Source organism: Haloferax prahovense DSM 18310, assembly GCF_000336815.1.
Lineage (GTDB): Archaea > Halobacteriota > Halobacteria > Halobacteriales > Haloferacaceae > Haloferax > Haloferax prahovense.
Window position 1 is genome coordinate 63,839 of record NZ_AOLG01000011.1, and the last position, 7,640, is coordinate 71,478.

Genomic DNA, 7,640 nt, shown 5'->3' on the forward strand with positions numbered 1-7,640 from the left:
ATGTCTATTTCGGGCGACGGCCCCGGGTTGTCGAAGGCAAAGCGGCGACTCGGCCGCTACCTCGCGGGGGCCGGGCTGTTGATGCTCGCGTTCTCCGTCGCCTACCAGTGGGCGGCGGGCTTTTTCGCCGGGGAAGACGTCACGTTCCTGCAGGCGGTCCACGTCGTCGTCGAGACGTTCACGACGACGGGCTACGGCGAACAGACCCGGTTTTGGGTCGACCACCCGCCGCTACTCATGCTGTCGATTCTGATGCAGCTCACGGGGGTCACGACCGTCTTCCTCACGCTCCCGCTGTTTCTCGTCCCGCTCGTCGAAGACGCCCTGCGGACCGCACCGCCGACGACCTCGACGCGCACGGACCACGTCGTCATCTGTACGTTCACCCCCCGTGGCGACGCCCTCGTGGACGAACTCGACTCGATGGACATGCCGTACGTGATTCTCGAAGCCGACCGCGACCGCGCCGAGGAGCTGTACGGCGAGGGGTACGAGGTCGTCCACGGCGACCCCGAGGCCATCGAGTCGCTCGAAGCCGCGAACGCGGCCGAGGCGCTCGCCATCGTCGCCGACGACGACGACGAGACGAACGCGAGCATCATCCTCGCCGCCAAGCAGGTCGCCCCCGACGCCCGCGTCGTCAGCCTCATCGAGGACCCCGAGGTCGCCGACTACCACCGCTACGCCGGGGCCGACCGGGTCGTCTCCCCGCGCCGACTCCTCGGCGAGAGCCTCGCCGGCAAGGCGACCACGTCCATCTCCTCGGAACTCGGCGACGCCATCGAAATCGGCGAGGACTTCGAGGTCGCGGAGCTGCTCGTCCAGCGCGGGAGCCCCGTCGAGGGACTGACCATCGCCGAGAGCGGCATCGGCCAGGTCACCGGGGTCAACGTCATCGGCGCGTGGTTCACCGGCGAGTTCGTCTCCCCGCCCGCCCCGGACGCCGTCATCGACGAGCACACCATCCTGCTCGTCGTCGGCCGCGAGAAACAGCTCGAAGAGCTCCGCGCGCTGACGCTGTCGTCGGCGCGGCGGTTCCGCCGCGGGACCGTCATCGTCGCCGGGTACGGTGAGGTCGGCTCGACCGCGGCCGAGACGCTGGCGAGTGCCGGCGTCCCGCACCTCGTCGTCGACAAGCAGGACAAACCCGGCGTCGACCTCGTCGGCGACATCACCGACCCGCAGACGCTCTCGGAGGCGAACGTCACCGAGGCTCGCGGCGTCCTTCTCGCGCTCGACAACGACACGACGGCGGTCTTCGCCACGCTCGTCTCCGAGCGCGTCTCCGAAGAGACGGAGGTCATCGCCCGCGCCAACGAGACCGAGAGCATCGCCAAACTCTACCGCGCCGGCGCGGACTACGTCCTCGCGCTGTCGACGGTCGCCGGGCGCATGCTCGCCTCGACGGTCCTCGACGAGGAGGTCATCGCGCCCCAGTCGCAGATAGAAATCGTCCGGACCCACGCGCCCAGCCTCGTGGGGCGGACGCTCGCCGGGGCCGACGTTCGCGCCCGGACGAACTGCACCGTCATCGCCGTCGAGCGAAACGGTGCGCTCGTCACCGAAATCGGCCCGGAGTTCCGAGTCGAGGCCGACGACGACCTCATCGTCGCCGGCGTGGACGAGGACATCTACCGGTTCAACGAACAGTTCGGGTGAGCGGTCGCGGGCGAGAGTTCGGTCGCGGACGCGGACCCGGCTCTCGGTCGGTGTGCCGGACCCGCCGCTCGGCGGTCGAGACGTCCGACACGTCCACGTCGCGTCCGAGGACGTGGTCCGAACAACCCATGGCAGTGGACGCCCGTTACCATCCCTCGACAGGACGTGCCGGCGTCCGTGGCTCTCGGAGGAGTAGATTAAAAAAGAATCGGTCGCCGTCGCGTCGCGGCGACGGGGGTTACGCGCCGACTTCCGCGCCGACGTAGAGGACGACGACGAGGAATATCCAGACGACGTCCACGAAGTGCCAGTACATCGAGGCCGTGCTCACGGAGACGTGACGCTCGGCGGAGTACTGTCCGCGGAGCGCGCGGACGAAGACGATACCGAGAAGCACCGCGCCGAGGCTGACGTGGAGGCCGTGCAGGCCGGTGAGGCCGTAGAACGCCGACCCGAAGATGCCGTCGGTGATGGAGAAGTTCGAGTGGACGATGAACTCGTAGTACTCGTAGACCTGCCCGCCGATGAATATCACGCCGAGCAGGAGCGTGACGGCGAGACCGAGGATGAAGTTACGGTGGTTCTCCTCGCGGATGGCGACGTGCGCCCAGTGGAGCGTGAAACTGGACACGATGAGGATGGCGGTGTTAGCCAAGACCAACGACCCGGTGAGATGCGGTAGCTCTTGCGGTGGCCACGTTCCCGCGCGGATGAAGAAGTAGTACGCGAACAGCGCGCCGAACGTCCCGAGTTCGGAGCCGAGGAAGGCAATCATGCCCCAACGGAGCTTCGATGCGCTCTTCTGGCTCGCGTCGCGCGACCAGAAGTGGCTCACGAACGCGTGGTACAACCAGCCGTAGAGCCCGGCCAGGAAGAGGAAGATACTGCCGATGAACACGGCGGGTCCCGCCGTCTGGCCGACGATTCCGTCCTGTCCCATGACGTACAGCCCGGCACCGGCGTAGATGCCCGCGCCCCCGACGGCGGTGACGAACGGCCACCAGCTCGCCTCGCCGAAGCCGCGCGGCCAGTCCTGAACCGCCGGCAGGTGATGGCCGTGGTCGTCGTGTGCTTCTTCGGTACTCATAGACGCCCGTTATGCTTGGGTTACTAAAAATCCTCCCAAACTGCGTTCGTCACGGGACCGCATGGGTCTCGGACCGCGGTTCCGACGGCGACCGCCGCGGGTGCGAAACACGGCGCTCGCGAGACCCGAAGCTGCCGGCGCGTTCGGCGGCGCTCGGCGCGAAGCGACGCGAGAAGAGAAGCGAAACAGAACGGGCCCGACCGACAGCGCCTCTGCGTCGTTCAGTCGGCGTTCGTCGTCGCTCGGTGGAACGGCTGGCGCGAGATGATTTCGCGCATCTCGGCGAGCGACTCGGCGCTCGCGCCGTTCATCTCGGAGACGACGGCGAACACCTCTTGGCGGGAGATTTTGACGCCCTCACCCGTCACCGCGTGTTCGGGGTTGGCGACGAGTTCGCGGAGCGTGCCGACCGCGAGCAGGAACGGAATCGCCCACGCGGCGAGCGTGTTGCCCTCGCGGAGCGGCACCGTCTCCAAGTAGGTCTGGGCGTCGTCGAGGAACGACTTGGCGTGGTCGGCGGTCCGCTTGACCACCGAGGCCGCCCGGTCGTTGTGCTCGGGGGCGACGACCTCCTCTTGGGGGACGCCCGCGTCGTCGAGCCAGTCGGCGGGGAGGTAAACGTTGTTCTCCGCCGTGTAGTCGTCGTGAACGTCCTTCGCGATGTTCACGAGCTGGAGGAGCAGGCCGAACTCCTCGGCGGTGTCGTAGAGCCGCGAGCGGCGCTCGCTGTCGACGTTGCCGCGGGTCACGAGGTTCGTGATGAGGTTGCCGACGGTGCCGGCGGCGTAGTAACAGTACTCCTCTAGCTCCTCGCGTGACTGGATGCGGAGCCCGCCGGTCTGGGAGTAGCGTTCGACGAACATCGCCATGCCCGAGACGAGTTCGCGGACCGGCGGCGTGACCGCCTCCCGCACGTCCTCCGGAAGCGCCTCGAACGTCCGGAAGACCCGAGCGGTGTTGGCGACGACCATCCAGTCGTCGGACTGTTCGCCCTCCGGGGGGAGGTGCGGCTGTACTGCGGTCACGAACTCGTCGACGGTGGTGTCGTCGTCGGGGTCGAGCGCGCGGTCGTAGAGTCGAAGGAGGTGTGCCTGCTCGTCGGGCGCGATTGAAGACGAATCCTCCACGGTGTCGGCGATTCGACAGAGGAGATATCCGATACAGATGTGCGACGCCATCGGTTCGTCGAGGACGTCGACCGTGAGGGCGAAGGTACGAGAGACCCCCTGAACTGCATCGTGACACCAATCGAGGTCGTCATCAGTTGCCGGTGGCCGGGCATCGGCGTGTCGAGACATTCGAAGCGTACCGGTATTACGGAAGGGGGGATAAAAAGTCTCGTGGGGGAGTCCACTCTCAAACGGCCGAGACGGCGCAGGAGAAAATCATAAGCATAGTCGATGACAGACTCACGTATGGACTTCGCGCTCACTGCGGAGCAGAAGCAAATCAAGGACATGGTCTCGGAGTTCGTCGACGAGGAGGTCAAACCTCGCGCGGCGGAGATAGACGAGACCGACGAGTTCCCCGCCGATCTCGTGCGCGAGATGGGCCAACTCGGCTTGATGGGCATGCCCTTCCCCGAGGAGTACGGCGGTGCCGGCCTCGACTATCACTCCTACGCCATCGGTCTCGAGGAGATTTCCCGCGGCTCCGGCGGCCTCGGCACCATCGTCGCCGCCCACACGAGCCTCGCCGGCAACATGCTCTACGAGTTCGGGAACGAGGACCAAAAGCAGACCTACCTGACGCCGGTCAACGAGGGCACCGACATCGGCGCGTTCGCGCTCTCCGAACCCGGCGCGGGCAGCGACGTACCGGCGATGGAGACCACGGCGGTCAAAGACGGCGACGAGTACGTCGTCGACGGCGGCAAGCTCTGGATTTCGAACGGCTCGGTCGCGGACACCGTCGTCGTCTTCGCCAAGACCGACCCCGACGCGGGCAACAAGGGCATCTCGTCGTTCGTCGTCCGCCCTGAGGAGGACGACGGCTTCGTCGTCGAGGGTACGGAACACAAACTCGGCGACAAGGGCTGTCCGACCGCCGAACTCCGCTTCGACGACATGCGCATCCCCGAAGACCGGCTCCTCGGCGACGAGGGCGACGGCTTCGTGCAGGCGCTGAAGACGCTCAACGGCGGCCGCATCACTATCGCGGCGCGCTCTATCGGCATCGCCCGCGCCGCCCTCGACGACGCCGTGAAGTACGCCGGCGAGCGCGAGCAGTTCGACCAGCCCATCGGCGACTTCCAGGCAATCAAACACAAACTGGCCGACATGGACACGAAGGTCCAGGCCGCGAAGCTCCTCATGCACAAGGCCGCGGACCTGAAGATGCGCGACGAGACGTTCATCAAGGAGGCCGCGCAAGCGAAGCTCTACGCCAGCGAAATCAGCCGCGAGGTGGCGAACGAGGGCATCCAGATTCACGGCGGCTACGGCTACACCAAGGACTTCGCCGCCGAGCGCTACTACCGCGACGCGAAGCTCAACGAGATTTACGAGGGGACGAGCGAGATTCTCCGCAACACCATCGGCGACTGGCTCCAGAAGTAACCGTCAGTCGACGACCGACGCGTCCGCGTCGGCCGCCCGGCGCTCCCCGTTTTCGACCCGCTCCGCGAGCCACGCGTGGTACGATTCGACCCGGTCTGCGCCCGCGTCGCTGAGGCCGTACACGTCGTAGATTCCCTCGGTTCGCCGTTCGAGGTGGTCCGCCTCCACGAGCGCGTCGAGCGTCCCGTAGAACGCTTGGGGGTCGATTCGGAGGTCGTAGTAGCGTTCCAGTCGGGTCTTCAGCTTCTGTCCGCGGAGTTCGCCCGCGTCGTAGAGGATGGCACAAAGGTCGCGCCGGCGGCCGCTCTGAAACCACATAGTTCACCCCTCGGTTGAGACACACACGTCACTTTCGTTCCGGTGGCCCTCTACGCCGGTCCGCCGTGCCGACCCGCCCGCCGGAACCGGTAGTTTAGACAGGCCCTACTCCTTAGCGCCTCGCATGACCGACGCAACCGCAGAAGCGAACGGCGTCACCGCGCGGTACTACGTCACCGACTCCGAGCGCGTCCTCGAATTCGACCGCGACGGCCGAACCGCCGCCGTGGCTCAGAACATCGACGGCTACGCTATGCTGAAAGTCCGCCCGACCGCCGACGGCGACGAACTCGAACGCTACTACGGCTTCGACATGGCCTTGGACCACGCCGCGGAGCTCCTCGGCGTCTCACCGCACGACCTGCCGGTCCCGGACGACGCGGCAGACATGGGGATGTGACTCTGGCGCGCGGCTCTCGTCGCGCCGATTAACCCCAGTAGAAGCGCGGCCCCAAAAACAGGTAGCCGAGCGCCAAGAACAGCAAGCCGAACGAAAAGCCCTGCCCGAGCGTCCCCGAGCAGACGATGGCGAGGCCCTGCACGACGCCCATGACGAGCGCGTCCTGCGCGTGGAGGTCCGGGTAGGTCACGTCCGAGAGCATGAGCGCGGCCATAACCGCCGAGAGGACGACGAGTAACATCGGCTCGACGAAGCCGACGAGGACGCCCGCCGACAGAATCGTCGCGGCGAGCGTCGTCGGCACGCCGACCGTCTCGTCGGAGCCGCTGTCGTAGGCGGTGTAGAGCGCCAGTCTGACGACCGCGGCCGCGACGAACAGCGCGGCGACGGCGACGCCGGCGACGACCCGAATCCGGTCGAAGCCCCACATCTCGCGGACGACGGTGACGACGAGCAGGGCGGGGGCGACGCCGAAGGAAGCCACGTCCGCGAGGGAGTCGAGGTACGGCCCCGCGTCGGTTCCTCCGTAGCGCCGGGCAACCACGCCGTCGAGGCCGTCGGCCATCGCGGCGAGCAGGATGGCCTTGGCCGCGAGGCGCACGTCGACCGCGGTCAGCACCGCCGCGACGAATCCGAGCGCCGCGTTCCCGGCGGTGACCACGTCGGCGGGCCCCAACCGACCGACGAATCGGGGTCTCATACCGATGCGATTGCGTACCTTCCCTTTCCCTCTTACGTTCCGTCCGTCGGTGGGCGGCTCCGCGCACCGACCCCGAACCGGCGGCGTTCCGGCCGGTCTCGGTCGATTCGGCGGTTCGGCGAGCGAACCATGCGACATTTATCGGTCGCGTCCCGAGAGGCGACCATGCGAAACCACGGGTCCTCGGACGGCGGTCGGACGCGGCGTCAGTTCCTCGCAGCGGCCGGAGCGGCCGCGACGGCCGGCCTCGCGGGCTGTGCGACCTTGATGGCTTCTGGCGACGACTTCGACATCGGAATGACCGCGGTCGCGTTCGACCCGCCGACGCTGACCGTCGAGGTCGGCGACGAGGTCGTCTGGCGGAACACGAGTTCGCGCGGCCACACCGTTACCGCCTACGAGGGCACGCTTCCCGAGGACGCCGCGTTCTTCGCCAGCGGGAACTACGAGACTGAGCAGGCCGCCCGCGACGCCTACTCTAACTCGCTCGGCGGGCTCATCGGGAGCGGCGAAACCTACACGTACACCTTCGACGTGCCCGGCGAGTACGAGTACCTCTGTATCCCCCACGAGCAGGCCGGCATGGTCGGCACCATCGTCGTCGAGGAGTAGGCTCGGCGCGCAGCGTCGAATCCGGGATTTAGTTTAGCATCTGACCCGAGAGCGGCGTGGCTCTCGCCCGTCGCGTCGTCGCGTAAAAAGTCGAAATTCGAAGTCGAGCCGTCGGCGAGACGGGCTTACGCTTCGGTCTCTTCTTCGTCCACGTCGACTGCGACGTCGTCTTCGTCGACGCTGACGGCCGCTTCCTCTTCGGCCTCGACCTCTTCGGGGCGGGCCTCGAGGGAGAACTTCTTGACCTCGACGCGGCGCAGGGGGTAGACTGTCTCTTATACACATCTCTGATGGCGCGAGGGAGGC

8 protein-coding genes and 1 pseudogene are annotated in these 7,640 nt (G+C 67.0%); 4 read left to right on the forward strand and 5 right to left on the reverse strand.

The annotated features are described in order from the left end of the window. Nucleotides 1–1,659, forward strand: a complete 1,659-nt coding sequence (locus C457_RS05840) for a potassium channel family protein (RefSeq protein WP_008092804.1) — start codon at nucleotides 1–3, stop codon at nucleotides 1,657–1,659. A gap of 238 nt (nucleotides 1,660–1,897) precedes the next feature. Here the strand turns inward: C457_RS05840 and C457_RS05845 are convergent, their stop codons facing one another. Both C457_RS05845 and C457_RS05850 read right to left on the reverse strand, forming a co-directional pair. After that, a complete protein-coding gene (locus tag C457_RS05845) occupies nucleotides 1,898–2,746 on the reverse strand; it encodes a cytochrome c oxidase subunit 3 (protein ID WP_008092807.1) in 849 nt (282 codons plus the stop codon). Nucleotides 2,747–2,967: 221 nt separating this feature from the next. Beyond that, a complete protein-coding gene (locus C457_RS05850; RefSeq protein ID WP_049913411.1) occupies nucleotides 2,968–4,044 on the reverse strand; it encodes a phytoene/squalene synthase family protein in 1,077 nt (358 codons plus the stop codon). 117 nt (nucleotides 4,045–4,161) lie between these two features. On the opposite strand from C457_RS05850, the gene C457_RS05855 reads away from it, so the two are divergent. Then, on the forward strand, nucleotides 4,162–5,304 hold the full coding sequence (locus C457_RS05855; RefSeq protein ID WP_004977450.1) for an acyl-CoA dehydrogenase: 1,143 nt from the start codon (nucleotides 4,162–4,164) through the stop codon (nucleotides 5,302–5,304). 3 nt (nucleotides 5,305–5,307) lie between these two features. Here C457_RS05855 and C457_RS05860 read toward each other — a convergent pair whose 3' ends face one another. Then, nucleotides 5,308–5,622: a hypothetical protein gene (locus C457_RS05860; protein WP_008092812.1), complete on the reverse strand. Its 315-nt coding sequence runs from the start codon at nucleotides 5,620–5,622 to the stop codon at nucleotides 5,308–5,310. A 124-nt stretch (nucleotides 5,623–5,746) separates the two neighbouring features. Between C457_RS05860 and C457_RS05865 the strand changes: the two genes are divergently transcribed. Then, complete coding sequence (locus C457_RS05865; protein ID WP_008092814.1) at nucleotides 5,747–6,022, forward strand: DUF7111 family protein; 276 nt, start codon at nucleotides 5,747–5,749, stop codon at nucleotides 6,020–6,022. Between the two features lie 28 nt (nucleotides 6,023–6,050). Here C457_RS05865 and C457_RS05870 read toward each other — a convergent pair whose 3' ends face one another. Further along, nucleotides 6,051–6,722 carry a protein sorting system archaetidylserine synthase gene (locus C457_RS05870; RefSeq protein ID WP_008092815.1) on the reverse strand — a complete coding sequence of 224 codons (672 nt, stop codon included), beginning with the start codon at nucleotides 6,720–6,722 and terminating at the stop codon, nucleotides 6,051–6,053. A gap of 165 nt (nucleotides 6,723–6,887) precedes the next feature. Here C457_RS05870 and C457_RS05875 point away from each other — a divergent pair, with 165 nt between their 5' ends. Continuing rightward, on the forward strand, nucleotides 6,888–7,334 hold the full coding sequence (locus tag C457_RS05875) for a cupredoxin domain-containing protein (protein ID WP_008092816.1): 447 nt from the start codon (nucleotides 6,888–6,890) through the stop codon (nucleotides 7,332–7,334). Between the two features lie 125 nt (nucleotides 7,335–7,459). Here the strand turns inward: C457_RS05875 and C457_RS20855 are convergent. Then, nucleotides 7,460–7,609, reverse strand: a pseudogene (locus tag C457_RS20855) (30S ribosomal protein S3ae); the annotation flags it as partial. Nucleotides 7,610–7,640 lie beyond the last annotated feature (31 nt).